Below are 26,677 nucleotides of genomic sequence, written 5' to 3'. Positions count from 1 at the left end.
TTCGTTTCGACTTATTCATCTTCCTGACACTCACTCACAAAAGTTGCTCCAAAATCGCACCTTTTTTACGGCATTAAAATCAATTTGTTCATAAGGCTTCTCTCCAAATTCCAGCTTGAAATACTCCTGCAAACATTCCCCATACACGATAATATCCGTTTGATACACTGAAAATACCGGATTTCCTTCTTCAGATGGCTGCTCTGGGATATATCGATGTCCGTTGATCGGGATTAGCTTGGGCACACGTAAAATCTCACGTTTACATATATCAACGGCTTCCGCCGAATCTGTCGGTTTTTCGCCCCATTCGGGAGGCCAGAATATATGTTGCTCCACATCAAAAATCATACCTTCCAGCGGCCAATTCAACCTTTGCCGAATTACACCCATCCGCTGTGGTGACGTATCTCTCCAAGGGATAATGCTTTTACCGATGGGAAGAACACTCATCAGAAGCTCCCTCAAATCGGGCGGGAAATGAATATCATACCTGCCTTCGACATCGGTAACCTCTTGCATGGATAAGCCTGGAGCTAAGGTCACATCGTGTTTACGTAATAAATCTATGATATAAGCGATATCCATCTCTTATCGACTCCTCAGCAGCTAGCTAGTTGACCGGATTGGTCAAGAGGCCTACCAGCCTTGTAACTTCAACTTCACCAACACGGCGCGAGCCTTCCATAAAATATCCCCTCGTTCCTGCGTATGCTGTCTGCTATTTTCATAGGGGTTTCACATTTCATATCATCCCCTTAGGTCTTTTCCAAAAATATGTACTCCTTTCTAGTGTAATTCAATAGGAAAAGAAATCCAAGACCTCTCCGCAATGCGTTGCTGAATAAGCTTGGATTATATGAGAGTCCTTTATTTGAAAATATGACTTCTATACATGCTGTCCGTTCACCTGAATATCTGCGGATACTTGCTGCCCCAACCAAGCCTGCATGCGATTCCACGAAAAAACCTGCTCCATGTGAAATACACCGTATGGAAGTTCTGAACGGTACAGGGCGAGCGCTGCAAAGACGGCTGCCTTAGCGGTTAAATCAGACTGATGGTGGCCCCTTAGCCGGCATTCAACCTTCGTCTCTTTGCCATTGAGCGTTCCTCGGGCATCTACCTTGACCGCTACAGCATTCCCTCCTATATGTACCTTGCCAAAGCTGCGAACCACTGCATCACGCACGGTTTGCTGTCGGAGTAAACCTGATACTCCTATCGTCCGAAGCCCTGCCAGAAGCCGGGTGGTCAAGCGCGAATCAAAGCAAAGGCGTGTGCTAACGGTAGGAACTTTGAGCGTACGAGGAAGTGTCTGCTGATCCGAAAAAGGAAATCGATACGCCCGATGGCGCCCCACTCCTGCACCAAAGTCTGCCACTATGCCGTCAGTAAAGCTTTTTCGAGTCACCAGGCGTCCCTGTTCTATAACCTCCAAATCGGCATGAATCTGATCTACTGTCCACTCAATGGCAGCCTGACCGTGTTGATCTCCCAAGCCTAGCATCAAAGATATGTTCAACTCATCCGTCTGATCCATGAGCTGTGTCGCTTGCAGTGCCAACAGATTGGTCAGCCCCTGAGCTAATCCTACACTTAACAGGGCTGTGGCCTGATAAGCTCGGGCCTCTTGATGACACTGCTCCACTTGACTCAAAAAGGCCGCATTCGCTGTAATATCCATGTAATGCACCCCATGTTGAAGACAGGCACGTACCAAGGCCGTATTGTCCTGATCCAGACACATGATAACCAATTTAGCTTGCTCTAATATCGACGGGTCCATCGGCTCATGAATATTTAGCTGCAAGGGCCGTATCTTACCATTCGATTGTCTACTAAATTCAGTGGCCCGCTCCAGGCTACGACCTGCGGCAAATACCTTGCCGGGAAACATTTCACTTAACTCCGTGCATATAATTTTTCCAACATGGCCATACCCGCCAATGATGATGATGTTATCCTTTGTCATAAGTCGTCTCTCCCTCTTTAACCGCAAACCATGCATTTACTAAAAAAGCGCCATAATACCGGGTAATGTGGGTAAAGCCTGCATCTATCAACAGTTCCTGTATTGCCGCATTGGACACCGGGTTTGACTCACGACCGATGGAAGCAGCGAATCGTTCCCAATCCTCCAGTGACGGTCCTCTGGATGACTCTTCCAACGTACCTGCAACAAATGATATTGTTGAACTGATGCCCGCATGTGTCACACGCTTACGTGCCAAATCCAGCATATGCTCGGAGGGATCAACTGCCGTAAAGGACCATGCTTCATGGCGCTCTCCGAGCGTAATCAATTCCTGGCCGCCTCCAGCTCCGACAATTAGCACATTTGGATCTATATTTCGAATATGAGCTTGTGCCCCAAGTTGTGCGGCTATCAAACAGTCTGTCATCTCGTACAAATGAGCATATCCAGGTATTTTTAAAGCAATCGTATCCGCGTACTTATGCACATTCGGATGATTCCAGCTCATCGGTTGATTTGAGTCCGTATTTCCAATAGGGGTTTGTTTCATATGTGCTTTCCTCCAAACATTTAGCCTTGATCTTCTCAGACCATTCGTTTATTGTTGATTTAATTAAGAATCATTCTCAATTATAAAGACAATACGAATATCCACCATCCCATAAATGTGGGATTTAATAATCGCGCTTGAGAACCTCCAGCTTTCACGATAGGAGTAAATGATGAACGCACATTACACGCCATTTGCACAACTTAAGGACGCTCGACAGCAGATCATGGATCTGGGGAAAAAAGCCCCCTCATCCCTAACGTACAAGCACACCCTAATCGAACGCTTGCGTACTCAGGTTGCTTTCGATGCGGCGTGCTGTACCTCAGTAGATCCGCGTACGCTGCTTTCCACGGGGGCATTTACAGAATCGGGTGTGGAGGACATTCATAACAAACTGCTAGAATACGAATATCTGCACGACGATATGATGAAGTATGATCAGTTGGTGCGAGAAGGACAGTCTGTAGCGACGCTACATGGGTCTACACAAGGCCAACCGGATCGGAGCACACGATATAGAGATGTTTTGCAACCCGCCGGATTCGGGGACGAGCTACGTGTTCCGTTTATGTACAAAGGGAGCTGTTGGGGATTTCTTACGTTGTTCCGTCATCATGGAAAGCCTGTATTCAGCGTGGAAGAGCAACAACTGCTTGAAGCGTTAGCGCCGTCCATAGCCTACCATCTGCGTCAGGCCAGTGTCGGTCTATCTCCAGCCCCTGCCATGATTACGGAAAATGAACTTGAACCAGGAGTTCTCATACTTTCTGATAAGCTAGAACCGATCGCATCCAATACAGTAGCAGAGCAGTGGCTACAGCTGCTTCGGCAGCAGGAGGGAATCCATGAAGACAGCCTTCCGGCTCCTGTCCGGGCGGTATGCTTGCGAGCGCTATCCACTGCCACTGCACCAGCCCGATTATGTATCCCTTCCGCAGACGCAGGAACCCCATGGGTAACCATCAGGGCCACCCTTTTGCAAGGCGGACAGGAGCATACGGGCCAGAAACAGCTAGCCGTATGGTTTGAGGCTGCTAAAGCAACTGACATGCTGCCGCTTATGACCGAGGTGTACTCATGGTCCGAACGAGAGAGACAAATTGTCCAGCTCATTGTTCAAGGCTTTTCGACCAAGGAGCTGGCCAGCGCACTTCATATTACTGCCTACACGGTGCAGGATCATCTGAAAGCGATTTTCTTGAAAACAGATGTAAGCAGCCGTCGTGAGCTCGTATGGAAGGTATATTCCAGATTCAACTAACCTATGTAAAAAAGACAGATGACCCAATTAGGGGTCATCTGTCTTTGCTTCACTGCTCTATTTGGACACAAGAGCCTTATTTCTTCGAAGAGGAGTTCGTATCATCGTATGATACTGGTGAGGGCTTCGCAATCCATTCATCCGCCTCAGGCTCGATATCCACGCCATTTTCCAGCTTCGTTTTCTCCATCAAGGAATCTCCGTCCTCGTCCTTCTTGTTGCGGATTTTCGCTTCGTCTTGAGTGTGATCGCTCATGTTGATTCCTCCTTTTTTAATTTCATCTGATGGTTGTACCTTACTCATAATTACCCATTGCCGTCCTGTACAAACCTCTACACGACCAGATGCCCTTTTTTCTCCGCTGGTTCAATGGTTGCCTCAATGCCAGCATTAAACTCCAGAAAGTCGCTTTCCACTCCATCGCTGAAAATAACTCCATTTTCCGGCATCTGCGATGCAATCCGTAACGGCTTTTCGGCTGCTACCTGACCAAACACAAGATCCGCAGCAGTCGTTCGACTGGGGAAGGGTTCTCTCACCGTAAAATAAAGCGATGGCAAACTCCAGGTTGCACGATGATCCTGACTCGTTCCGTCTGCTGCCCCTTCCTGACTGAAGGCTGCACCTGGCATCAGCTGGCCTGGAGTCAGCGAGATTGGATGCCGTGTAGCACTGCCGACAATCCCGGCCGCTCCAGCAAGCACGCTGGTCAGCCAGCCTGTCGCTCCCAATCCGGTTGAAACGATAATGCCGCTGGAGGATTGCTGCTCTACCTGATCCTCCAGTCTTAGCTCATATCTCGCGGAGACATGAGTTTTGCGCCCAATGAACAAATCATTTACAGCATACAAGGATTGGCCATCATTTAATTGGGCCTTAGCCAGCGTAACTTCCTTAATTGGCCGTCTGTGCACGAACACATCCGGCACCACCCAGCGCAGGTCGGATACAGTAAACGGCAGCAATACCCCGTCCCAGCGCAATGGATCTGGATTCACACCGATAAGCGGCTGCTCGGTCAAATATTTTAACGTGTTGGCTACCAGCCCATCCTGACCCAGCACCACCACTGTATCCTGCTCCCCAAAAATAAAGTTCGGCACATGCTCCCGCTCCACAATCTGAACTCGACCCAAGGCCGTTAACTCCGACGTAGCCGTTGCCACCGCCCTGCGGTAATTTTCGTCCTCCAGCACATAATCACTGAAATCCGCACCCAGCCGTTCCATAAAGAAGCGAGCCTGCTGCACCGTATTGTATCGAACAATCAGTTCCTCCAGTCGCGTTTTACGCTTCACTAAAATGATCTTTTGCTCTGTCATTCGGCTGCTCATCGTGTTCTTCCTCCAGACCCTCTCGATCCTGCTGATCCGCTTGCTCCCGTATCTGACATGAGACCTTGCAGCAGATCCGGTGTAATATTCAGCTGACCGATTTTCCCTGCATTTTTTGCAAGCTCCTGGAATGCTATCGCAATTAGCTTATCCGGGCTCATATCCATGTTGGCCATAGCTTGAAGTACGTTCGGCTCAACATCCTGCAACGATTTCATGACTGCTGTCAGCTCGTAGGCCTTGGCATCGGCTTCTGCCTTTTTATTCGTTACGGTCAGCTCAATCAGCTCGCGCTTTTTCTCCTCCAAGGCCGTGTCAAATCGTAGCTGCTCCTCTTTCATCTCGCTTTGCTTTTGCTTCACAGAACGCTCGGCATCAAGTTGAGTTTCGCGGATTTGTTTCTTTTTCGTCTCCACTGCAATCTCGGTGTTCAGCTCGTTTTCCTTCACACGCCGCTCTTGCTCAATAGATGCATTACGACGCTCATACAAAGCGTGATCCGCGTTGCGAAGAATCTCTTCCCTCGCTTGAGCCTCCAGCGCTCTCATCGTCTCCTTATTGGGTAGAATCGCCAAAATCGACAACCCCATAACCTCAATGCCGAGCTTTTCCATTTCCGTATGCTGAGCAATATCCTTCGTCATGTTTTGGGCCAGACGTTCACTGGACTGAACAGCTTCTTTGAGCGGGACACGCTCCAAATACTTTTTGGTGAGCACTTTGGCGATGTTAATCACCCGTTGGGCCAGCTTACTCGGATCATCCGAAATGTAGCGTCGTTCCTTCAAGTCATACGTATAGTTTAAAATCTGCGTCGTTCTCCGATAATCTACAATTCGATAAGTCAGTTGCCCCTGCACCGTCACCGCCTGAAAATCATTCGTCATATCCTCAAACATGAACGGTACATCAATGGAAGAGACGGGCACGACGACGACCGAGGTGGTCGGGGCGTAATAATAAAAAGATAATCCAACACCCTCCCGAACCACCTTCCCGTTTTTCACCTTCATCACATATTCACTGGGCTGAAATTTAACAAAATTAAATCCAAACATAGCCGTTTCCCCGCTTTCTTTATAGTTTATAATATTATGTTATTATCATTTTGTTATTAACATTAAAATAACACACATTTTCAATAATATCAATATGACATTTATAAAAAAATAAAGGCTGTTTCCCCTCCGATATACTCGGTTAGAGGAAACAGCCTTATTGAAACACTTTATTTATTATCCACATTCCATTCTCTATAAAATTGCTCCAAGTACATCTCCATCCATTGATGCCGAACCTCCGCCAGCTCTCGGGCATAAGTGGTATTCATTAAATCTTTGAGCTTGAGTAGCTTTTCGTAAAAATGGTATATGGCACTTTTACCTGCGGCACGATACTCATGCTGTGAAAAGTCTTTATCCGGGTGATGCATCATACTGCCTTTTGAGCCTGCATACATAAAGGTTCTTGCAATCCCAATCGCTCCAAGAGCATCCAACCGATCCGCATCCTGCACTACTTGACCTTCCAGCGTCTCCATAGGCGGGTTTTGTCCACCATTGTAGGACATCGTAGCAATAATGGTCATCACGTGCGTGATTACATTCGGATCGCTGATATGCAGACGCAGCCACTGCTCTACTTTATCTAGTCCGGCTTGTTTGGAATCATTTAATTTTTCATCCGCTACATCATGCAGCAGTGCTGCCAGCTCACAAATAAACGAATCTGCGCCCTCTTTGGCAGCAATTTTAAGGGACAGCTTTCTCACCCGGTCTATATGCCACCAATCGTGACCACTGTGGTCATGCTCCAGCTGTTGCTGTACATACGGCTCCGCCTTTTGAATAATATCTGCCATCATCGCTTCCTGTTGCTCCGTTCGTCTCTTCATATGTCACCTTTCAATCCCGTCCATACTTTCTATGGTAGGTTCGTTTAATTTTTTAATGCTTGTCCATTTGCTTACTACGAATCATTCTTCATTTTATTCTATAGGGTGTATGGCATCCAACCTTTAGAACGAGAAGTCAGTAACGTGACAAAAAAAGAACCTCCAAAACCACATCAATCGTAGTCGCGGAAGTCCTTTTTCGTTTGTCTATCTAAACCCGATCCTATTTAACTTAATTCCGTATCTTACTCTACTCCACGACACCAAGCTCGCGGTTCTTCTCCTTAAAGCGGCTGTTATGAGAAGATACATATGCCGCTTTGTCAGCTGCTGGATCAATGTGCAACTTCGCGCTGTTCAGTGCAAGGGCGGCATCTGTGAACGCACCGGCAATCAGATACAACTTGCTTCCGTACTCAACAAAATCGCCTGCCGCGAAAATCCCTGGTAGATTCGTCTCCAGTTTTTCGCTCACTCGGGCATGCCACTCACCCATATCCAGCCCCCAATCCCGAAGCGGGCCGAAATCGGATTTTAGTCCATGATTTACGATGACTGCATCGACATTCAACACCTGTATTTCGTCCGTATCTACATGACTGATCGTCACCTGTTCAATCGTCTCTCCATTGTTGCTATGTAGCTGACTCACCGCGTATGGTGTGAGAACACGGACCGAAGATGATTTCATACGAGCTACATTTTTCTCATGTCCGCCAAAGTGATCCCGACGATGTACGACGGTCACACTCGCCGCAATAGACTCCAGCTCATTCGCCCAATCCACTGCTGAGTCGCCCCCACCGGAAATCAGGACGTGCTTGCCCCGGAATGGCTCCAGCTCTTGTACAGTATAATGCAGGTTCGTAACCTCATAGCGGTCTGCCCCCTCAATCTCCAGCTTAGCCATTTTGAGAATACCATAGCCTACTGCCAGAACGATCGTGCGTGTCCAATGCTGTTCCCCTGTGGCAGAAGTTAGCAGGAACGTGCCATCCTCTTGCCGATCCAAACCAGTGATCTGCTGTCCCAGCACAATGGTAGGCTCGAACGTCCGCGCCTGCTGCTCCAGCTGATCAATCAGCTTTTCACATAAAACCGGGGTAACCCCCCCGACATCCCATATCATCTTCTCTGGGTATATGCGCATCCGTCCGCCCAGCTCATGCTTGGCTTCGATCAGCTTGGTCTTCATATCTCTCATTCCACTGTAAAATACGGTATACATACCGGCAGGACCACCGCCGATGATCGTTACATCATATAATTCCAAGGATACTGTCACTCTGCAACTCTCCCTATCATAGCGTAATATCTCTGCTCCTATTATAAGTGATAATAATTATCAATATCAATTAAGAAATAAAAACATGACCATTACAGAGTTTTTCGTGACCTTAGAACTATATTTTATAGGTTTATAAAGCTACTCATGCATGGAAGAATCCATATTTTCATTTCCTCCTTCGTCCTATCAAGTGAATTTCTCAAAAAAATTACTTCCATCGATCATCCAATACCGTTCAGATGAAGGTACCTCGTTCAAAAAGTCTTGATATTCCCCTTTCCACCCCGCTGGGACATAGTGTTCATACGAAGCTGGCTCAGGAAATAGCGAATAGAGAACTTTCTCGTCAAAGTTAACATACAGAGCAGGACAGAACTCCAACAATTCATCCTGATGCTGAATAGCCTCATCCAGCAACTGAAGCATTGAAGTTAGTTCCCCTGTAGCCACCTTATATTCACAGATGTGATCCAAAAATGCTCCCGCTGTGGTTTCATCCAAAATAGCGATACCGAACCGTTCCTCCATTTCGATAGTCAGAAACCAATACTCTCTTTCCGTCACATACCAGTTCCATTTCCCTTCAAAAATAACACCAACAATAATGTTTTGCGCATATTCAGGCCATAATTTCATGAGCTTCTCGCGTTCCCCTCTTTCTCACTCACAGTTCGATCCAAAACCGGTTTACACGGTTTCCGTCTTCCTCTATGTAATCCTTGTCCGGCGTTCCGCCGTTTCGCAGGATCGTTCTTTTGGAGCTGATATTATCAGAGTCACATACGACCAGAGCTCGGGAAATCCCCAGTTCTTTTGCTTTTTCCAATGCCAAGGCCAACATAGTTACAGCGTACCTGTTCCCTCGTGCAGAAGGACGGATACCGTAACCAATATGACCTCCGGCATTCATTAGGTGTTCGTTAAGGTCATGTCTGATATTCACTGCTCCCACAACCTGTTCATTCGCATTCACAAGCCAGTATGTTGAGCTTTTGACCCAGCCTTCAGACAGGTTCATTCCATTTTCCTGATTACTTAAAAACGTCAGCATACCTTCAAAATCGTACGGCTCTACAGAGATCACACAAGGTACCATATGCTCCTGACTCTTTTTCCATTCCTCATAAAATGAAAGATAAGCCTCCTTCCAGTCCTGATCCGGCTTTACCAATCTGACGGTCTGCATCCACTCACGGCCTCCTCTTTAAACGTTCAATTCATCTGCTATTGCTTATATACCTCAATATCTATGAACTTTTGCGCCCAATCTGCAAAAGAGAGCTTATCATCCCAGGTGACTTGCTTCATCGCTTTGGCACATCCCCAGTTTAGAACCTGCTGATGCAGCATATGCACCCGGAAACGCTCAGTAAATCCTTCTTTAGCTTCCATTCCTTGTGCGTAAGCAGTAAGAAAACCTTTTGCCAACTCTTCTTCGCCATTCTCCAGATACATGGTGGTTATTTTCGGAAGGTCGGCAATCCCATCCCCAAAATAGGCTGTCGTAAAATCAAAAAGACCACTGACTCTCCAACCCTTATCCCCATTCTGTACAAGAAAATTTTGCGGTTTAAAATCCCCCATCACAAAGGTGGCAGCTTCCAGCTGATCGAATGCTTGACGAGAGCCTTCCAATATTTCCTCTACCCATTCCATATCCTGTACAGAAATGTCCGAGTATTTTTGGGCATCTTCTAGCCAATATCGAATTCGCCCATACAACCATACTCGATAAGAAACTTCAAAAGGACGAATGGCTAGAGTTGTTGTATCCAGCTCTCCACTGTTCTTAAGCTTCCAGCTATGAAGCTCCAACAGAACATTAGCAAGCATTTCAGCCATTTGCTGTTTATCCAGCGAGGTCAGCTTTGCTTGCAACTCAGGTGTATGTATATGCTGACCGTATAGACGGGGCATAACTGCATAGCTCCAGCCAAAAATGTCCTCCGTATGATCCACAAGATACGGTGTTGGCACGGGAATTGAAGTCCGTGTCTGTATTTGCTCCACCATAAACTTTTCTTCTATCCATTGCCCTAGAAAAAGCGGGTTCCCCTTCAGCACAAACTGCCCAGCCGTTGAGGAAACATAGAGGGTTTGCCCTAGGACACCTTCTGCCGTTTTTTCGTAAGACAGCAAACGTCCCAAATCAAAACGATTCAGCATCCTTTGCATTTGGTCATTTGTTACCTCACCTAGCCGATTAGACGAAAAATAAATGGTCGTCGTCATCTCTACACACCATAGCTCTTAATCGTTGCTTCCAGGGTTTCATCCGTATCTGCCAGCCAAACGAAACTAACCTCAAACGTTCCCGGCTCGAAAAACAATGGAAATCTCCGCTTAAACCAATCCTGCATCGGCAGATTTAGCGCTTCCTTCATATCGACCCACAGCAGTTCCCCCTCGGGGGGATTTTTTAATAGTTCACCTTCAGTGGCTGTAGCCAAATAGTTAAAGACCATATACCTCAGCCCTTGACTTGGATCACAATATTCGTCGATTCCTTTAAATACAATTTCCGTCACGGTTAAGCCCGTTTCTTCCTTTACTTCACGAATGGCCCCATTCACAATGCTTTCTGGAAACTCTACTTTTCCTCCTGGAGCAATATAACCCGGAAACCCCTTTCGATTGGGTCTATTCATAAGCAATACCTTGCTTCCGTCTTGAATCATACACATGGTATATATTTTGTGTGTCACTTCTGTTGTCAATCCGATCATACCTTTCTTTATTCACGATTCATGATCTAGCTTTTAACTTTCTCACCGACATATTGTGGTTAAATATGGTATTCACCATACTTTAACGCGTTATTTTGTAGAGCGCAATAACTCTAACCATAGACTAGATTAGAAAACTCATGCCTAAGTCGGTCAAAATCAGTAAAAAAAAGACCGCCTTTCTGCAAAGCCGTTGGTACTACCAAGCGACTCCAGAAAGGAACGGTCTTATCCATCATGCCAATAATCAGTTTTCTAGACACGCCCCGGATAACGAGAACCTGCTGCGAAGCCTTTAGGCGAAATGCGCTCAATCTCTTGAAGCTCTGCTTCCGACAAGGAGATCTGTAGAGCACCAAGATTTTCACGCACTCTTTCCAGTCTCTTCGTTCCCGGAATCGGAACGATATGGTCGCCTTGCGCCAGCAGCCATGCCAGCCCCAACTGAGCAGAAGTACAGCCTTTTTGGGCAGCCAGTTTTTCGATCAGGAGGACAACTTCTAGATTTTTGTGGAAATTCTCGCCTTGGAAGCGTGGAAAATGACGGCGGTAATCATCCTCTGGCAGATCGTCAAATTTCTTGATCTGTCCCGTGAGGAAACCTCGACCCAGTGGACTGTAGGGTACGAAGCCGATTCCCAATTCGTTCAGTAGCGGAAGAACATCATCTTCCACTTCTCTGCTCCACAAGGAATATTCGGTTTCTACCGCGCTAATTGGATGCACCGCATGCGCGCGGCGGATCTGTTCAGCCGACGCTTCCGACAAGCCGATATAACGGATTTTCCCTTCCTTAACCAAATCGGCCATCGTTCCGACGGTCTCTTCAATCGGAGTATTGGGATCGACTCGATGCTGATAATACAGGTCGATATAATCAATCCCCAGATGAAATAGACTGGCGTCCACGGATTTTTTAATATATGCCGGATCTCCTTTGGGCCCCTGAGTGTGCGTGATTCCGAATTTAGTGGCAATCACGGCCTCCTCCCGACGACCCTTGAGCGCACGTCCAACCAGCTTCTCATTGCCGCCGAACTTCTGCTGTGCGTATTCCTCACCATAAAGATCTGCTGTATCAAACAGCGTTACACCAAGGTCCAGCGCTCCCTGAAGTGTACGCACCGACTCCTCGTTGTTCGGCATCATCATCGTGCCAAGGCCCAGAGCTGATACCTCCAGCCCTTCATGTCCCAATTTCCTTTTCAGCATATCATGGTTCCCTCTTTTCTTTGGGTAAATGGATGGAATGAACATGTACTCATTCTAATGGACCCATATGGAGGCAACCACAGTACGTTTATACTAGTAACAAGATTACCAGGCAGAGGATTGGCTTACTGGCGTGTAGATACAAAAGTGCAGACCCGGTTGGTCCGTAATGCTTGCTAAAGAATTAATATCATAGGAAACTGCCTCCACAGCGCCAGGGATTTGAAAGGAAACCCGATTCACTTTTTTGAGCTGGATATGATGCAGCTTCCACATGGTGTCAAACTCCATACTTTCCACACGTAGCCGTTCTACCGTCTCCTCAAACCAAGGATCTCCTAAATACTTGTCATAATAGGTTCTAAAAACAGCTACCGAATAGGACGCAAATTCTTCCCAGTTAACCATTCGACGACGTAATTCGGAATCCACGAACAATAAACGAATCATGACACGTTCAGAAATAGACAGGGAAGAAAAATCGGTAATGACCTCATTCGCCGCGCTATTCCAAGCAAGCACTTCCGCTTTCTCATTGCTGATGAAGGAAGGATAGGACAACTGATCAATAATATGTTGCCACTGTGGATTCAGCGTTGTATGGATGGGCGAAATAGCAACCGTCTCATTGGGATTCCACAATTGAATTAGATGTGCTCTCTCATCATGAGTTAATTGTAGAGCTTCTCCTATACTTTCGATAACTTCCTTAGATGCTGTTACTTCTCTACCTTGTTCCAGCCATGTGTAATACGTCGCACTGACACCTGCCAGCATAGCAACTTCTTCTCGGCGAAGCCCCGGTGTTCTTCGCTGACCCTGTGAAAGTCTAAGGCCTGCCTGCTCTGGTTGAAGTCGATTTCTACGTGATTTCAGAAAAGCTCCCAACGTTTTCGATTTACTATAATCATTAGACATGTGTCACCTCTTTTCCAATCAATCGCCATAGAACGATCACAGTCCCTCGTCAAACAACTGCAGACCTATGATTTCAATGGCGACACCGTCGCCCGCTTTAACGTTGACATCACCATTTATTTCTTCAAAATCCAAAATAAACGTAGTGTCTCCTACTACAATCTCCAGACATTCTATCTCGCCTGCTTCGCCCTGCATCACTTGATGTATCGTTCCTTGAATCCAATAGTCGCCTAGCTTTGGTTGAGGTCGAAAAATCCCTGTCTCTTCAGTAGACTTAAGCCTTCTGAACCCCTCTATACTGGATTGAGAAGTCTCGACCGAAATTACACAACCGGGAATCATCTTATTCAAGCTTTGTTCATACGGGACAACATACGCATATCCGGAAGTCAGTTCATGCCAAAAATATGTCCAGTAGCCGTATACTTTTTCCTCGCCCATACTACGAATGATGATATGCTGATCTTTATTTATTTCCTTGATCTGTACACGCATATATAGAGTCCTCAGTAGATACTTTTCTTATAATAATAGTGTTTAAAGCCTCTCGGAGCATCGTCAATGACACCAACGACTTCATACCCATGCTTTTCATAGAATTTAGGCGCTTGAAAAGTAAACGTATTAAGTTGTATAAAATTACACCCTTTATCTCTAGCAATCTGTTCAATTTCACCAAGCAGTTGTGAACCGTAGCCCTTTCCTCTGTAACGCTGATCTACCCACAAAATATCAACCTCCACCCAGTTCCAACATAGTACACTTAGGAGACCGCCCATGACCTGACCGTCTTCATCTTTGAGCGTAAGATTAATCTCTTCGTATCGGGTTCGAATATCTGCTGGGACGTGTTTCGCATTAAACTCAATCAACTTGTTCCTGACTAAACGCGCTTCCTCTCTACTACTTCGATTCATCTGAGGTTCCAGCGTCATGGCATAAATCCTCCAATTTGAAATGATTACTAGCACTTACTGATTTAAATATAGAAAATAATAGGGTTAAAATACTTTCATCTTCCTACTGTTATATATTGTATATACTTTTCTATGTTTAGTCACATGATTCAATTTAGATGGACAGAATTATTCTAATCGAAATATCGCTGATTAAAGTCGCTCTATGGATTCATGCAAAATATTTAGTAAACGAAAAAAGCAGGCCCCTATGAAACGGAGAACCTGCTATCGTTTATACATCGTCTGTCATACAGGAGAAGAGATGGAATGATTAAATTGAAATATCCAGTGATTTCCCAACTCCCGTAATATCGCTGCTGTTAGCGCTGTTGATACGAGTTGTTTCTGTGTTACTTGGAGCGGGCTTTTCCATTTTTGGAGTTGACGTACTGCTGGATTGCGAACTTTGCTGTGCAATTTGAGCTTCAATCTGTTTAATTTGTTGCTGAAGCTGCTTCATTTTTGTTTCTTTTGTATCTTTATTATCCTTACTTTGCTGTACCTTGTTGTACTCCGCTTCAAGTTGAGCTTTTTGCTTTTCCAGACTAGCTGTATCGTTGGTACTGGATGATGATGTGCTTGCAATAGATATTGAACTGCTGGATGTGGATGAAATGTTCATACGAGATTTCCCCTTTATAAAAGTATGAGTTTTACACGTGTGGGCTAACCGGTTCTAAGCTATGGCATTCGATTCATCTGTATTTCCCCATGCATCTTTTAATGCGGAAAGCAGATCTGTTTCCTGATCTTTGTCCGAAGCTGTTGACCCGGATATAAGACTAGAACTCAGAATGCTCTGCAAATCACTCAGCAAGGACCTTTTTCCATCTACTGTAAGCTCTTTTTCAGATGTAGTGCTGTTATCCTCTTGATTGGAAGTCTCTTGGATATTCCATGCGAATGGAGGCATAATTCCACCCATTGCCTGCATCATAGGAGGCAGACCACTGCTATCCATTTCAGGATGGGACGGGTCACCTTCAGGCGTCGGTGCAGGACGATTATTTTGGATCGTTTCTGCTATCTTATCGAATAGATCCGATACTTCCTCATCTGTTGCCGTCGAAATATCCACATCAGCTAATAAGTCTCTAACCGAAGCCAACGAATTCTTCCTGCTATTAATGAGTTCATCTGTATCAGAGGAAGCACTGGAAGACATCAGGTAACTTTGCAGATCAGACAACAGCGTTTTCTGTTCGTCTGTAGTTAGTGCAATGGTATCCTGGTCATCGTACTTGTAATCATTACAGTAGTTTTCCGTAGGAAGCGGAGCCTGCATTCCTCCCGTGTATTGCATGAATTCCTTACTCAATTCAAGTGAATCGTTAGATTTCTTGTGTGTGGTATGACCCGCGGTATTTAGTCCATTCTCATTTGACTTCACCATATTCGATTGATCATAGGAAGTCGTGATGAGATACCTGTTAATGGATAGTGACAAAGTAGATCCCCTCTCAGTGTACATAATGTTTTTAGCTGCCCACCTACCTTTCATCGGTAACAAAACTGAATGCAACCTGAGGGTATGCTGAATGATAACTGAATAAATACAGACTCATTAATACCGTAACCCTTTTATTATTTCCTAGACCATAGTCAGGGAAAATCCCCTCCGCAAGACGGGGGGATCAACCCTACTTGAGACAGGAGTAAGTAAAGGGATAATTTGTTACTCTTAGCAAAGAATAAATGAACGTATTTTAAAAATTGAAAGTAGGGAAATGATGTATGATCCGTATTAGCCATTTGGTTCACGAGAGACTTATGTTCCTAGTCAAATTTTTGTACTCGCCTGCATACGTGGGTAGTGTAACACCAAGTTCCAGATTTTTAGCTAAAAATATGATAGAATCCATTCCATGGAGTGAAGTTCATGCTGTTGCCGAGCTTGGTGCTGGAACAGGGGCAATTACCCAATACATCCCGTCTGCTGCTGAATTTCAACCCAAGGTTTTACTCTTTGAGAAAGACCAAACCATGCAGCAGAGTTTAAAAAGAAGATTCCCGAATTATCTGTGCTATTCCGACTCGCGTGAGCTTCAGCTTGCTATGAAAAATGCCCAAATAGAACAGCTTGACTGCATAATCAGCGGGCTGCCATTTTTCAATTTTCCACAAGCGATGCGAAATCAGATTGTAGAACAAATTCATCTATCACTCAGGAATGGAGGAATGTTTGTGGCCTTTCAATACTCTAAACAGATGAAGCAGCAGTTAGGTGAATGGTTTGATATTGAAGAAATCAAGTTTGTGCCAATGAATGTTCCACCCGCATTCGTGTATGTATGCCGAAAGAAAACCTAAGAAAGGAGTACGGGTATGGACGTGGAATATTTAATTTCCATCATCGAACAATACGGCTATGCAGCATTATTCTTTTCTCTATGGCTGGGGATTGTGGGTCTGCCCATCCCGGATGAAGTCATCGTGATGACTGGCGGGGCTGTAACAGGCATGGGCATACTTCACCCGTTACCCGCTTTTTTAATTGTATATCTTGGGGTTATATCAGGCTTGTCCTTAGGTTATGTATTGGGGAGAACCGTGGGCACACCGATTCTAGAACGTTTGCGTCGGAAGAAAAAAATGGACAGGTACATTACGTTTTCGGAAAAATTGATACATAAGTATGGCAACTTCACTATTTGCATCAGTTATTTGCTGCCGATCGTCCGTCACATTATCCCTTATATTGTCGGAATCAATAAAATGAGCTTCAAGCGCTATGCCCTCTTCTCTTATTCAACGGGTTTGATCTGGACGCTGATCTTCTTTCTGCTCGGACGTATCTTTGGCGATCATGTACAAGCAGTAGGAGAACTAATCCATCGTTATGGCTTGCAGATGGTATTGCTTCTCATCATGCTGACAATTATATTTCTTATAATGAAATTTGTATGGGGGAAGAAAACAACAGAGGAGTAAAGGTAGAACACGAGTGGCACTAAGATAACCTTTAAATTTGCTTATATTATGAACATACGCAGACGGATGGTGCTTCCCATCGCCACCGCCCCCGGATTTCTGAAATAAAGTCTTCAACAGTAGAAATCCGGGGAGGTGATGCTTCCGAAGTGAGCTTTCCTACGGAAAGCTTTTAAAGCGACCGCTTCGCTTGTACAGCACCATTCCGTCTACTCCGTTTTCCATGTACATTTTTTAAGTTCAACCTATAGAGACTATCATTTCCTCACATGACAGGACAGAGCTATAGGATCAGCTCATAACGGTAAAATCCCCCATCATTGATATTTTGATTTCATTCATACTCTCTTGTACTGAAATATTATTCTTTCCTATCGATACCCAATTCCCTTGAATCCTGTCAGTGTACATGTTGCTGAGCTGCGGTCAATAATAGTTGGGAGATCCCTCGTTTTCGGTATTCTTCATCCAAGAATAAATCATCAACATCCAAGATCATTTTATAGAAATAGAAGAAAACGAAAGAAACAATTGTGTAAACTCAATCACTTTCTTTTTTGCTTATCATTTTAAGTAAAATCAAGAATGTTCACAAAATATTCGATATTTATTGAAATTTCCTATTGATTTGACGTCACTATGATGTCACCTTTCGGTATACCAAATCGCTATGCAATGATACAATATTTACATGATATTTTGTCATTACACATTAAAATATTTTCCCTCCGGAGGTTTGCAAATCATGTCTAATTCTTTAGAAATATTAGTTGAACCCATAATCAGAAACCGATTAGAAACATTGTATAGCAATCTTTCTAAAACCATCCCGGAATACAACCAATTTTCCACGGAAAGCAACCAGTATTTTCAACAAATCCGTGAATCCGTTCCCGAGCATCTCGAACATACCCTGTTTTTATATGAAGATGCCCAAATCTCTCTACAATCTATTCTAGAGAACCAAATATATTTACAGGGATTCAAAGATGCTATGCAAATTTTAGATGAGTTACGTAACACCTATACTGGGTAAGAACTACATAATAATTTTCAACTTTTAAAATATATCTTTTAAAAAAACAAAAAACGCCTAGAAACAGGCGTTTTCATTTTTGTCCTTTTTAGCAATACTATCCATATGATATACTATAAACTAACAACGCTTAGATGGGCGGTCGGCTAGTCTCCTGCAAAGGAGGTGATGCCTGTGGAGGTTAAAGATACATTGATGTTGATGATTCAATTTGCGACATTGGTGATCTTGATTCTTTCCTTCAACAAAAAGAAATAGACCGCCCTCTGGAAAAGGTTAGCGGTCTATTTTACTAATCCAACCCTACAGCCACCGCCCTTATAAGCGGCTGTTGTAAAAGAGTGAGGATGTTGGCAGCATCCTTACTCTTTTTCAGTATATACTTATTAGCTTTAGTTTATCACAGGAAAAACCATATTGCCAATATGGAAAATCTTTTTAAGGGCGGCTTTCCTTTCACACCATGTTACTTCTTTAATTGAAGCAACTTTACTAACTTGTCATGAATGGCAGTATTCGGATAATTCCCGCTAAACTGAGAAGACCCAGGTCCCATCGCGGTTAACGCCACATCAACAGATGTATGTCCACCCGTGGTCCAATCGATATAAAACTTCTCATCGGAGCCTTTTACAGTAAAAGGACCATCCTCTTTGGAAATGCCTTCACCGGATTCATCCTCCGCATCTTCGCCTTCAATCGCCAAACCGCCCGTTTCATGATCTGCCGTCACCAACACTAATGTATCTGGATGCGCTTTGGCATACTCTTTAGCTACTTTAACGGCCTTATCAAGTTGTTGCCCAGCCTTAATCGTTAACTCCCCTTCATTGTCATGCGCCATCTCATCCGTTCCTTCTTCTTCTACCATCAGGAAAAAACCTTTTTGGTTTTTGGAAAGAACATCAATCGCTTTAGCCGTCATATCCGGTAGAGAAACGGTTGGGTTGTAAGAGTTACCCAGCTTGTTGTGAGCTTGAAACATCTCTTCATTGGCGAACAGTCCTAGCAACTTAGAACCTTTGGCTGCTTTCATTCCTGCCTGATCCGTCACATAGCTATAACCCAGCTTCTTCGCTTGTTCTACCAAATTCCCTTGAGTTCCCTTACTAGCTTCCTCAGGATCTTCTGCCGGAGCATCTGGATGTTTGCCTACTGTTCCGGCAGGGTACCAGAAATCCTCACCACCGCCCAGAATAACATCCAGCTTGCTTTTCTCCAGATACTGCTTGGCAATCTCGCTTTGAGCGGAGCGTTTTTCGACATGCGCACCAAAGGCGGCCCCCGTTGCGTCTGTCACTTGGCTTGTCGTCACGACACCTGTAGACATGCCTGCTTTTTTAGCCAGCTCCATAATCGTTGCCACTGGTTTTTTATTCAAATCCATTCCGATTGCGCCGTTATACGTTTTCACACCTGTTGCAATGGCAGTTGCAGCCGCGGCAGAATCCGTAACCAGGTTATCCCCTGAACTTGTACTAACCAGGCCGGTTACAGGCATGTTATCCATTTCAAGTAATCCCGATTTCCCTACCGTCGCCAAGCGAATCGCGTTGCGACTTGCTTCTCCCATACCATCGCCGATAAAAAGAATGACATTCTTAGGAGCATCGACCTTCGCTGACGAAGTTTTCAGTCCTTTGGATACCTGTGCGGTAGTAGACTTGGTATTAGATGAGGCTGCAAAAGCGTTAGGGATATTAGCAGATAACAATGGCGCACTCAAAACGGTAATGGCACCTAAAGCAAGGATACTCTTTTTCATCGAACGCTTTTTCACAAGGTCACACTCCAATAAATTTGATATTCATATATGATAAAGTAATCATATATTTGTTTTGTAAAGCATCGTAAAGCAATAGATTATGCGAATGTAAAATTTGGAATGAGCGCCTATTTATTTATAAAACAAAAAAGACACCGACTCTTGGTATATCAAAGTCGATGCCCTCTGGCGTTTTTATTTAAATGGCGGCGATATTTTTGCCGATCGGCATGGTGTAGTAGAGCGGTTTTTGCTGTCCATTTTGCTGATAGACTACAAGCAGCAGGGTGCGGCCTTCGGCTGTCAATGGGCTTCCTCCGCTCAGGATATGATCCAGACTGAACGGCAGTACATCCAGCACAGCGTGCTTTTGCAGTTCCTTTTCACTCAGCTTCAAGGAAGCAAAGGCTGGAATAATCTCGCGGTATGGCTGCGGCTGTTGACTGCCTACATCCGTCCCACCTGTACTCTCCTTGCTCGCATCTGCCACAAAATCTGTAACCGCAGGTGACAACAGCGCATCCGGATGCTGGAGAACCATTTTCATATAGCTGGACCAATCATTCTTCTCCAAGGTATGCTCCCACCAAATTTTACGCGGCTTGTATTTATGGTTAAGGAAATAATCAAGCTTCATCAGTCCAAGCACCATATCCATTCGCTTTGTTCCACGCGATTCTAGAAAGGACTGGAGACGCGTGAACAAGTCTTCGAGCTGATGCCCGATTTTTTGCCAGCCCTGTCCTTCCCAGTAGTCTCCGAATTCCTGAAAGAAATCAAAGGCGGACGAGAATTCGCGCTCAATCAGATAGTTAACTGTATGATCCATACGATGAGAGTTCCAGTATTTTTCCAATACATCTTCCAAGCGCTTGAGCCGGACGATATCAGCAAAGGAAAGGACGTCATTGCTCAGCATTTCATACGGCGCAACATCCATATACGTATAGTTATACTTGTCTGCGTCGATACGCAGTCCGGTGCCACGCAGCATTTTGAGGAAGCCAAGTTGAAGCTCTTCCGGGCCGAGCGCAAAAACGTCATTAAACGTTTTACGGAATGTGTTGTAGTCCTCCAAGGGCAATCCGGCGATCAAATCCAAATGCTGGTCGATTTTACCACTTTGTTTGACCTTGGTAACAGTACGGGAAAGTTTGGTAAAGTTCTGGCGACGCTTAACCAACTCATTGGTAGGATCATTCGTTGATTGGACACCGATTTCAAAACGAAATACGCCCGGCGGCGCGTTTTCCGCCAAATAATCCAATACTTCAGGACGCATAATATCTGCCGTAATCTCAAACTGGAAGACACAACCACGGTGATTTTCAATCAAAAATTTGAACATTTCCAGCGCATAATCGCGTTTAATGTTAAACGTCCGATCCACGAACTTAATTAGGTTGGCTCCATTGTCGATCAGATACAGAATATCCGACTTTGTACGCTCGATATCGTAATAGCGCACCCCAACTTCGATGCTCGACAGACAAAACTGGCAACTGAACGGACAGCCTCGGCTCGTTTCAAAATAAACAACCCGTTTCCCAAGTTCCGGTATATCCTCTGCAAAACGATAGGGCGACGGTAGCTCGTTCAAGTCCGCTTTCGGGCGACCGGGCATCTGAATAACCTCTTCTCCCTTACGGTAAGCCAGTCCATACACAAAATGGAACTTGCCATCCCCTTCCAACTCCTGCAGCAGTTGATGGAAGGTTTCCTCTCCTTCACCAACCACGATAAAATCCACATTCGCCAAGCGCTTCATCCAGTGATCCGTATCGTAGGATACCTCTGGACCACCCAGAACAATTTTGACCTCGGGCATAATCTTTTTCAACACATCAATGACTTTGATCGTCTCTTCAATGTTCCAAATATAACAAGAAAAGCCGATGACATCTGCCCCGCGTTGAAACAAATCGGATACGATGTTCATCACCGGGTCCTTAATCGTGTACTCCGCCAACTCGATATCAAAGTCCTTTTCACTGTAGGCTTTGAGGCATCGAATGGCCAGCGAGGTATGAATATATTTTGCATTTAACGTTGATAAAATGACTTTCATAGGTCACAACCTTCTATAGTTTGCATGAACTGTTATATCCCCTTACCTTAGTATAGCTATTCAAAATCCTCGTACACATCGTCTGCATAAATCTCGTCCTCGCTTATCGTTCCCCCGATACTCCCCTGATTTTGAAAAAAATCAAGAAACGGCTTGCCGTACTTGCGGAACTTCACTTCGCCGACACCCTTGATCCGCAACATGTCTGCCTCGGATTGCGGGCTCGCTACGCTCATCTCACGCAGCGTTGCATCATTGAAAATGATATAAGACGGTACATGCTCCTGAGCGGCCAGATCGCGGCGAATCAGGCGCAATTGCTCGAACACGGTTTCGTTGACTGCAGCCGGGTATGCATCGCGTCCCTGTCGTCCGCGTGAACCTGCTCCACCTGCAAAAGCCGTGGCATGTCGCACCACACGCTGCATGACTTCTCGCTGGCCTTTCAGCACCTCAGCCGCAAGCTGCTGCAAGCGTACGACTGGATATTGTCCCTCGGACAACATTAGATAGCCTTCCGAAACAAGAACATTGATAATTTCGGCAATTTCTTTTTCCGTTCGGTTGCCCATCACGCCATAGGTTGGCAGGCTGTCAAAACCATATTGCAGCACTTTTTTGTTACGCGATCCCTTCAACACCGAAGCGACCATCGAGACCCCATAACGTTCCCGCATGCGATGAATACACGAAAAAATCTTCTGCGCATCTATGGTCATATCAACCAATTCCCGCTCATCTGTACATGAACTGCATATGCCGCAAGCTTCATGCTCCTCCGCTTCTCCAAAATACTCAAGCTGTGCCGTACGTAGGCAACGAGTCGTGTAGCAATAATCAACCATCTGTTGGAGCTTGCGATAGTCGTTGCGCTTGCGGTCTTCATCCTGTGGATTTTGCTCAATCAGGAACTTCTGCGTCACAATATCTTGCGGTCCGAACAGTAAAATACATTGACTCGGGTCGCCATCACGTCCTGCGCGCCCCGCCTCTTGTACGTAAGCCTCCATATTTTTAGGCATGTTGTAGTGAATGACATAGCGTACGTTCGATTTATCTATCCCCATGCCAAAGGCATTGGTTGCTACAATGACCCGGATATCGTCGTACAGAAACCCTTCCTGGCTATCTGCACGTTCCTGATCTGTCATCCCGGCATGATAGCGTCCAGCCGCCATGCCTGCGTCACGTAGCCGTTGGTACAAATCGTCCACATCCTTACGTGTCGCCGCATAAATAATGCCCGATTCACCCTCATGCTCACGGGTATAATTCAGTAAAAAGCTGCGTTTGTCTTCCCCACGCAGCACACTGAAAGCCAAATTGGGCCGTCCAAGGCCTGTAACGAACGTCTCCGGTGAGCGCAGACGAAGCAGGCGCACGATATCATCCATGACCTGCGGTGTCGCCGTTGCCGTAAACGCCGCCACGATTGGGCGTTCATACAGCCCGTCCACGAATGGAGCCACAGCCAGGTAGCTGGTACGGAAATCATGGCCCCACTGGGATACGCAGTGAGCCTCATCTACCGCAACGCAGGAAATTGGCAACTGAGCCATTTCATCGCGAAACCAGTCCAGTTCCAGTCGTTCCGGTGCGACATATAGTAACTTCAAGTCACCATTCCGTGCGGCTCGTATGCGATCATTCACTTCTCGACCACTCAACGTACTATTGATGTAGGCAGCAGCAATCCCCATGGTGGTCAGCGCATCCACCTGGTCCTTCATCAGCGAGATGAGCGGTGACACGACAATGGTCAGCCCCTCATGCAACAACGCGGGGATCTGGTAGCATATCGATTTTCCGCCCCCTGTCGGCATGATGCCCAACGTATCGTTGCCCTCCAGCATACTGGCCACAATTTTCTTTTGTCCCTCCCGGAAATCGGGATAGCCATAAAATTTTTGCAGCAAGTCCTGCGCCCGTTCCAATGTTGGTGCTTGTACACTCATAGTTTCAAAACTCCTCATATTTCTAGCGTCCTTGACGCATATCGGCTTTTCTTTCGTTACCTTTAGTTTACCGGGGTTCAGGGTAATGTTCAACCGCTAGAAGACTGCCAATCTGGTTTAGTCCCTTATGGCGTTCGCTGTTTTCTCATGATATAGTGAACACGGTGCCGCACATTTGTCCATAATTATGAAGAGACACGGTTCCAAGAAGGAGAAAGAACCTATGAACAATCGGAAACCCCAACGGAAAAATCATACAAAATCTACGTCAAACGCAAGCCATTCCAAACGCAGTCATAAACCTGCCGGAAGATCTGGCTCCCATAGACCGGAAGCTCAACGGAGAACGAATGCTTTTGATAAAGCCCCTGCCAAAACATACATCGTCCAGGAGCCTGCCGAGCTGTTAAGCTTTTTAGTAGAGCATGTGACTGGCATGGGTCGTAACTCCATTAAATCAGCACTGGCTCGTGGGCAGGTGTCCGTCAACGGCATTCCGCGTACCGTGCACAATTTTCCACTGGAGCAAGGTCAGACTGTCGCGCTTTCTAAAGAAAAAGTAACTCCCGTCGTACCACTGACTGGGCTACGTATCTTGCATGAGGATGAAGCCATTATCGTTATCCATAAGGATGCCGGGTTGCTGTCCGTGGCTTCAGCGCAGGAGCAGGAAGTAACAGCCTATCGCCAGCTTACGGCCCATGTGAGGCGCGAACATCCGTACAATCGTATTTTTGTACTGCATCGTTTGGATCGGGATACATCAGGAGTGATGATGTTTGCAAAAAGCGAAGCCATACAGCAGGAAATGCAAAAAGCGTGGAAGGAAGTTGTGTATGAACGAACATACATTGCTCTTGTAGAAGGACAGGTTAAAAAAGCTGAGGGTACAATCACCTCATGGCTGAAAGAAAGCAAGACGCTAAAAATGTATTCCAGTCCTTATCCGAATGACGGACAGCACGCAGTCACTCATTACAAGCTGCTTCAAGCCAATCGTCATTTTTCTTTGCTGGAAGTACGTTTGGAAACCGGACGCAAAAATCAAATCCGCGTACATATGGAGGATATCGGTCATCCAATTGTTGGAGATAAAAAATACGGTTCCAAATCCAAGTCGATTGGGCGCCTTGGCCTACATGCGAGGGTATTGTCATTTATTCATCCCGTCACCGGAGTATTGCTGCGTTTTGAATCCGATATTCCTAAAACTTTTTTGAATCCGTTTCGGGAGTAGAATTGAGCAAAGCATACGGAGATTAAGTGGAAAAATAGAAGAGGAAATGAGGGGGCTGTAGAAAACAGCACCCTTTTTTTGATTGATTAAGCGGTATACCTCCGAATACCATCAGCCATTTTCATCAACTCATCCCATATATATATGGGCGTATTACACACTGGACAATCTAGCCAACCGATTAAATAGGGTAATTGAGCAAGAAGCTTGTTCTCTTCAATTTTCTGGGCATATTCGTGTAACCACTGTATATTAGCACCTTTATGGTCCAATGAACGGGGGCGGATCGGATGGGGAACCAGATTGTCTGAATTTACAGGGTCCTTATCATAGACAACCAGGGTGTCATTCTGTTCATCAGGCCAAATATAGAGCGGGGTACCGCAATGCGGACAATCCAGCGTATATTCGTCACCTGTATCGAAGCTTTGTAGCATATAAGCTATACAGCGATATCCCTGAAAAGCGGCACCCGCAGCCAGAACATAGCGTTTACCTACATCCCCTTCGTGTTCTTTCGCATAGAGCACCATTTCTTCAGTCAATTCTGCAAGTCGGACAATGGCACACCGATATTGCGCATAAATATATTCAGCCACACTAGAATCCACTTTCACCTGATCCCTTGTAAATTCCAATGGAACTTTGGTATGTAAGGGATTGTTATTCTTCGCTTCGAATATTCCGCAAATGTTATAGATATCTGCACGAATCCTTATATCAGAACTTTTTAACGCAATGTCTACAAGGTAAGGAACAGCCGCAAATGTGCAAGTATACAATGTATTTTGGTGATACAGTTCCTCCCAATACAAGGTGTCAGCCATTTCGCCGTCATATCCAGCTTGGAGCTGTTTCAACATTTTTGGGACGTATTGAGAGGAACCGTAGGGGCCTTGGAGCAGAGTCCAGGCCGGATCGGACAAAGCCAGCATCTTGATACTCCTTCCACCGTTTTTCTTACAGTAGAGGATTTTGCAAAAATCCAATAAGCAAACTCCAATGAACAAGATATAGATCGAAATGGTTTAGTTCGTCTATAACTTACAAATTCGGAGCGACTGGAATCGAATTTTGTAAAATCCTGATAGTAACATGCGATCGGTTTATAAAATGAATTTTGCTATCAAAATTCATTTTAACTTCATAATTCTCAGCTTCTTACGTTTATTTCATTATACGCATATTATTAGCTGAAGTTGCTTTTCTCGATTTTCGCAATATACAAAATCACTATTTTTTTTGGTCTATAATCATATTCGGTTAAGCTTTCGGCATTGTGAAGGTGAAACACATTAAATTAATGAATTAATGAATTAATGAATTACTAACCCGGTTCTTATGTCTTACTACGACTCCTCTGTCCATTCAGTTCCTTCTTCGTATGCATAGTCCACATTATAAGTCCTGTTACTTAAAAATTGCTGAGTAAGAAATAAAATATATATACATTAAAATTTCCATACATGTAAAAACAAAGCCCCTCCCCTACCTGTTTTTAATTATGCCAAACGGGTAAGACATACTTGTTTAAGCCTTTAATCTAACAGTTACAAAA

At 45.1% G+C, this 26,677-nt stretch carries 28 protein-coding genes; 6 read left to right on the top strand and 22 right to left on the bottom strand.

Going from position 1 to position 26,677, the window contains the following annotated elements:
- Positions 1-30: 30 nt before the first annotated feature.
- From WA407_RS11420 to WA407_RS11410, 3 genes are all read right to left on the bottom strand, one after another.
- Complete coding sequence (locus WA407_RS11420) at positions 31-588, bottom strand: SMI1/KNR4 family protein (protein ID WP_336077396.1); 558 nt, start codon at positions 586-588, stop codon at positions 31-33.
- A 301-nt stretch (positions 589-889) separates the two neighbouring features.
- Complete coding sequence (locus WA407_RS11415; protein WP_336077395.1) at positions 890-1,975, bottom strand: saccharopine dehydrogenase family protein; 1,086 nt, start codon at positions 1,973-1,975, stop codon at positions 890-892.
- On the bottom strand, positions 1,962-2,528 hold the full coding sequence (locus WA407_RS11410; RefSeq protein WP_254327671.1) for a class I SAM-dependent methyltransferase: 567 nt from the start codon (positions 2,526-2,528) through the stop codon (positions 1,962-1,964). Before WA407_RS11410 ends, WA407_RS11415 begins: the two co-directional genes overlap by 14 nt.
- A gap of 172 nt (positions 2,529-2,700) precedes the next feature.
- On the opposite strand from WA407_RS11410, the gene WA407_RS11405 reads away from it, so the two are divergent.
- Positions 2,701-3,792: a LuxR C-terminal-related transcriptional regulator gene (locus tag WA407_RS11405; protein WP_336077394.1), complete on the top strand. Its 1,092-nt coding sequence runs from the start codon at positions 2,701-2,703 to the stop codon at positions 3,790-3,792.
- 76 nt (positions 3,793-3,868) lie between these two features.
- Here the strand turns inward: WA407_RS11405 and WA407_RS11400 are convergent, their stop codons facing one another.
- The 15 genes from WA407_RS11400 to WA407_RS11330 all read right to left on the bottom strand — a co-directional run bounded on the left by WA407_RS11400 (position 3,869) and on the right by WA407_RS11330 (position 15,574).
- On the bottom strand, positions 3,869-4,048 hold the full coding sequence (locus tag WA407_RS11400; RefSeq protein ID WP_013309345.1) for a hypothetical protein: 180 nt from the start codon (positions 4,046-4,048) through the stop codon (positions 3,869-3,871).
- Between the two features lie 77 nt (positions 4,049-4,125).
- A complete protein-coding gene (locus WA407_RS11395; RefSeq protein WP_235307849.1) occupies positions 4,126-5,127 on the bottom strand; it encodes a sugar kinase in 1,002 nt (333 codons plus the stop codon).
- Complete coding sequence (locus WA407_RS11390; RefSeq protein WP_235307848.1) at positions 5,124-6,185, bottom strand: SPFH domain-containing protein; 1,062 nt, start codon at positions 6,183-6,185, stop codon at positions 5,124-5,126. Before WA407_RS11390 ends, WA407_RS11395 begins: the two co-directional genes overlap by 4 nt.
- A gap of 170 nt (positions 6,186-6,355) precedes the next feature.
- Positions 6,356-7,021, bottom strand: coding sequence for an HD domain-containing protein (locus WA407_RS11385; protein ID WP_336077393.1), 666 nt, complete (start codon positions 7,019-7,021; stop codon positions 6,356-6,358).
- 250 nt (positions 7,022-7,271) lie between these two features.
- The gene (locus WA407_RS11380) at positions 7,272-8,306 is read right to left on the bottom strand and encodes an NAD(P)/FAD-dependent oxidoreductase (protein WP_336077392.1); all 1,035 of its coding nucleotides are present in this window, start codon (positions 8,304-8,306) and stop codon (positions 7,272-7,274) included.
- Between the two features lie 189 nt (positions 8,307-8,495).
- Positions 8,496-8,945, bottom strand: coding sequence for a hypothetical protein (locus tag WA407_RS11375; protein WP_336077391.1), 450 nt, complete (start codon positions 8,943-8,945; stop codon positions 8,496-8,498).
- A gap of 28 nt (positions 8,946-8,973) precedes the next feature.
- Positions 8,974-9,495 (bottom strand): GNAT family N-acetyltransferase, encoded by a 522-nt coding sequence (locus WA407_RS11370; protein WP_336077390.1) that lies wholly within the window; start codon positions 9,493-9,495, stop codon positions 8,974-8,976.
- Positions 9,496-9,533: 38 nt separating this feature from the next.
- On the bottom strand, positions 9,534-10,541 hold the full coding sequence (locus tag WA407_RS11365) for a phosphotransferase family protein (RefSeq protein ID WP_254326463.1): 1,008 nt from the start codon (positions 10,539-10,541) through the stop codon (positions 9,534-9,536).
- 2 nt (positions 10,542-10,543) lie between these two features.
- Positions 10,544-11,035, bottom strand: a complete 492-nt coding sequence (locus WA407_RS11360) for an 8-oxo-dGTP diphosphatase (RefSeq protein ID WP_028542993.1) — start codon at positions 11,033-11,035, stop codon at positions 10,544-10,546.
- A gap of 255 nt (positions 11,036-11,290) precedes the next feature.
- A complete protein-coding gene (locus WA407_RS11355) occupies positions 11,291-12,247 on the bottom strand; it encodes an aldo/keto reductase (RefSeq protein WP_336077389.1) in 957 nt (318 codons plus the stop codon).
- Between the two features lie 105 nt (positions 12,248-12,352).
- Positions 12,353-13,165, bottom strand: coding sequence for a helix-turn-helix transcriptional regulator (locus tag WA407_RS11350; RefSeq protein ID WP_061829088.1), 813 nt, complete (start codon positions 13,163-13,165; stop codon positions 12,353-12,355).
- A 36-nt stretch (positions 13,166-13,201) separates the two neighbouring features.
- Positions 13,202-13,663 carry a hypothetical protein gene (locus tag WA407_RS11345; RefSeq protein WP_250267839.1) on the bottom strand — a complete coding sequence of 154 codons (462 nt, stop codon included), beginning with the start codon at positions 13,661-13,663 and terminating at the stop codon, positions 13,202-13,204.
- Between the two features lie 11 nt (positions 13,664-13,674).
- Positions 13,675-14,103 (bottom strand): GNAT family N-acetyltransferase, encoded by a 429-nt coding sequence (locus tag WA407_RS11340; RefSeq protein WP_250267838.1) that lies wholly within the window; start codon positions 14,101-14,103, stop codon positions 13,675-13,677.
- Positions 14,104-14,398: 295 nt separating this feature from the next.
- Positions 14,399-14,749 carry a FlxA-like family protein gene (locus WA407_RS11335; RefSeq protein WP_235307839.1) on the bottom strand — a complete coding sequence of 117 codons (351 nt, stop codon included), beginning with the start codon at positions 14,747-14,749 and terminating at the stop codon, positions 14,399-14,401.
- 54 nt (positions 14,750-14,803) lie between these two features.
- The gene (locus tag WA407_RS11330; RefSeq protein ID WP_336077388.1) at positions 14,804-15,574 is read right to left on the bottom strand and encodes a hypothetical protein; all 771 of its coding nucleotides are present in this window, start codon (positions 15,572-15,574) and stop codon (positions 14,804-14,806) included.
- A 287-nt stretch (positions 15,575-15,861) separates the two neighbouring features.
- Between WA407_RS11330 and WA407_RS11325 the strand changes: the two genes are divergently transcribed.
- The 4 genes from WA407_RS11325 to WA407_RS26745 all read left to right on the top strand — a co-directional run bounded on the left by WA407_RS11325 (position 15,862) and on the right by WA407_RS26745 (position 18,352).
- Positions 15,862-16,437 carry a class I SAM-dependent methyltransferase gene (locus WA407_RS11325; protein WP_336077387.1) on the top strand — a complete coding sequence of 192 codons (576 nt, stop codon included), beginning with the start codon at positions 15,862-15,864 and terminating at the stop codon, positions 16,435-16,437.
- 15 nt (positions 16,438-16,452) lie between these two features.
- Positions 16,453-17,058: a DedA family protein gene (locus WA407_RS11320; RefSeq protein WP_250267834.1), complete on the top strand. Its 606-nt coding sequence runs from the start codon at positions 16,453-16,455 to the stop codon at positions 17,056-17,058.
- A gap of 745 nt (positions 17,059-17,803) precedes the next feature.
- Positions 17,804-18,094: a hypothetical protein gene (locus WA407_RS11315; RefSeq protein ID WP_235307835.1), complete on the top strand. Its 291-nt coding sequence runs from the start codon at positions 17,804-17,806 to the stop codon at positions 18,092-18,094.
- A 168-nt stretch (positions 18,095-18,262) separates the two neighbouring features.
- Positions 18,263-18,352, top strand: a complete 90-nt coding sequence (locus WA407_RS26745; protein ID WP_367988533.1) for a putative holin-like toxin — start codon at positions 18,263-18,265, stop codon at positions 18,350-18,352.
- A 208-nt stretch (positions 18,353-18,560) separates the two neighbouring features.
- On the opposite strand, the gene WA407_RS11310 is transcribed toward WA407_RS26745, so the two are convergent.
- The 3 genes from WA407_RS11310 to recQ all read right to left on the bottom strand — a co-directional run bounded on the left by WA407_RS11310 (position 18,561) and on the right by recQ (position 23,882).
- Entirely contained in the window at positions 18,561-19,874 is a 1,314-nt protein-coding gene (locus tag WA407_RS11310) for an alkaline phosphatase (protein ID WP_254327660.1), read from the bottom strand.
- 184 nt (positions 19,875-20,058) lie between these two features.
- A complete protein-coding gene (locus tag WA407_RS11305) occupies positions 20,059-21,927 on the bottom strand; it encodes a B12-binding domain-containing radical SAM protein (RefSeq protein ID WP_061829080.1) in 1,869 nt (622 codons plus the stop codon).
- Positions 21,928-21,983: 56 nt separating this feature from the next.
- Positions 21,984-23,882, bottom strand: coding sequence for a DNA helicase RecQ (gene recQ, locus WA407_RS11300; RefSeq protein ID WP_336077386.1), 1,899 nt, complete (start codon positions 23,880-23,882; stop codon positions 21,984-21,986).
- Between the two features lie 223 nt (positions 23,883-24,105).
- Between recQ and WA407_RS11295 the strand changes: the two genes are divergently transcribed.
- On the top strand, positions 24,106-25,119 hold the full coding sequence (locus tag WA407_RS11295; RefSeq protein ID WP_061829078.1) for an RluA family pseudouridine synthase: 1,014 nt from the start codon (positions 24,106-24,108) through the stop codon (positions 25,117-25,119).
- A gap of 86 nt (positions 25,120-25,205) precedes the next feature.
- Here WA407_RS11295 and WA407_RS11290 read toward each other — a convergent pair whose 3' ends face one another.
- Positions 25,206-26,054, bottom strand: coding sequence for a hypothetical protein (locus tag WA407_RS11290; protein ID WP_235307833.1), 849 nt, complete (start codon positions 26,052-26,054; stop codon positions 25,206-25,208).
- Positions 26,055-26,677: the final 623 nt, after the last annotated feature.

Source organism: Paenibacillus sp. 203 (assembly GCF_037027525.1).
GTDB lineage: Bacteria > Bacillota > Bacilli > Paenibacillales > Paenibacillaceae > Paenibacillus > Paenibacillus polymyxa_B.
Note: the sequence above shows the minus strand (reverse complement) of the source record. Positions and strands in the feature narration are given on the sequence as shown.

What these genes read in the sequence shown, in the direction of transcription:
- WA407_RS11410 (WP_254327671.1), bottom strand. Translation starts at nt 2,528, where the DNA reads ATGAAACAAACCCCTATTGGAAATACGGACTCAAATCAACCGATGAGC.
- WA407_RS11355 (WP_336077389.1), bottom strand. Translation starts at nt 12,247, where the DNA reads ATGCTGAAAAGGAAATTGGGACATGAAGGGCTGGAGGTATCAGCTCTG.
- WA407_RS26745 (WP_367988533.1), top strand. Translation starts at nt 18,263, where the DNA reads ATGCCTGTGGAGGTTAAAGATACATTGATGTTGATGATTCAATTTGCG.
- WA407_RS11370 (WP_336077390.1), bottom strand. Translation starts at nt 9,495, where the DNA reads ATGCAGACCGTCAGATTGGTAAAGCCGGATCAGGACTGGAAGGAGGCT.
- recQ (WP_336077386.1), bottom strand. Translation starts at nt 23,882, where the DNA reads ATGAGTGTACAAGCACCAACATTGGAACGGGCGCAGGACTTGCTGCAA.
- WA407_RS11375 (WP_336077391.1), bottom strand. Translation starts at nt 8,945, where the DNA reads ATGAAATTATGGCCTGAATATGCGCAAAACATTATTGTTGGTGTTATT.
- WA407_RS11360 (WP_028542993.1), bottom strand. Translation starts at nt 11,035, where the DNA reads ATGATCGGATTGACAACAGAAGTGACACACAAAATATATACCATGTGT.
- WA407_RS11415 (WP_336077395.1), bottom strand. Translation starts at nt 1,975, where the DNA reads ATGACAAAGGATAACATCATCATCATTGGCGGGTATGGCCATGTTGGA.
- WA407_RS11315 (WP_235307835.1), top strand. Translation starts at nt 17,804, where the DNA reads ATGTCTAATTCTTTAGAAATATTAGTTGAACCCATAATCAGAAACCGA.
- WA407_RS11365 (WP_254326463.1), bottom strand. Translation starts at nt 10,541, where the DNA reads ATGACGACGACCATTTATTTTTCGTCTAATCGGCTAGGTGAGGTAACA.
- WA407_RS11305 (WP_061829080.1), bottom strand. Translation starts at nt 21,927, where the DNA reads ATGAAAGTCATTTTATCAACGTTAAATGCAAAATATATTCATACCTCG.
- WA407_RS11420 (WP_336077396.1), bottom strand. Translation starts at nt 588, where the DNA reads ATGGATATCGCTTATATCATAGATTTATTACGTAAACACGATGTGACC.
- WA407_RS11345 (WP_250267839.1), bottom strand. Translation starts at nt 13,663, where the DNA reads ATGCGTGTACAGATCAAGGAAATAAATAAAGATCAGCATATCATCATT.
- WA407_RS11400 (WP_013309345.1), bottom strand. Translation starts at nt 4,048, where the DNA reads ATGAGCGATCACACTCAAGACGAAGCGAAAATCCGCAACAAGAAGGAC.
- WA407_RS11335 (WP_235307839.1), bottom strand. Translation starts at nt 14,749, where the DNA reads ATGAACATTTCATCCACATCCAGCAGTTCAATATCTATTGCAAGCACA.
- WA407_RS11395 (WP_235307849.1), bottom strand. Translation starts at nt 5,127, where the DNA reads ATGAGCAGCCGAATGACAGAGCAAAAGATCATTTTAGTGAAGCGTAAA.
- WA407_RS11405 (WP_336077394.1), top strand. Translation starts at nt 2,701, where the DNA reads ATGAACGCACATTACACGCCATTTGCACAACTTAAGGACGCTCGACAG.
- WA407_RS11320 (WP_250267834.1), top strand. Translation starts at nt 16,453, where the DNA reads ATGGACGTGGAATATTTAATTTCCATCATCGAACAATACGGCTATGCA.
- WA407_RS11325 (WP_336077387.1), top strand. Translation starts at nt 15,862, where the DNA reads ATGATCCGTATTAGCCATTTGGTTCACGAGAGACTTATGTTCCTAGTC.
- WA407_RS11340 (WP_250267838.1), bottom strand. Translation starts at nt 14,103, where the DNA reads ATGACGCTGGAACCTCAGATGAATCGAAGTAGTAGAGAGGAAGCGCGT.
- WA407_RS11390 (WP_235307848.1), bottom strand. Translation starts at nt 6,185, where the DNA reads ATGTTTGGATTTAATTTTGTTAAATTTCAGCCCAGTGAATATGTGATG.
- WA407_RS11290 (WP_235307833.1), bottom strand. Translation starts at nt 26,054, where the DNA reads ATGCTGGCTTTGTCCGATCCGGCCTGGACTCTGCTCCAAGGCCCCTAC.
- WA407_RS11385 (WP_336077393.1), bottom strand. Translation starts at nt 7,021, where the DNA reads ATGAAGAGACGAACGGAGCAACAGGAAGCGATGATGGCAGATATTATT.
- WA407_RS11350 (WP_061829088.1), bottom strand. Translation starts at nt 13,165, where the DNA reads ATGTCTAATGATTATAGTAAATCGAAAACGTTGGGAGCTTTTCTGAAA.
- WA407_RS11295 (WP_061829078.1), top strand. Translation starts at nt 24,106, where the DNA reads ATGAACAATCGGAAACCCCAACGGAAAAATCATACAAAATCTACGTCA.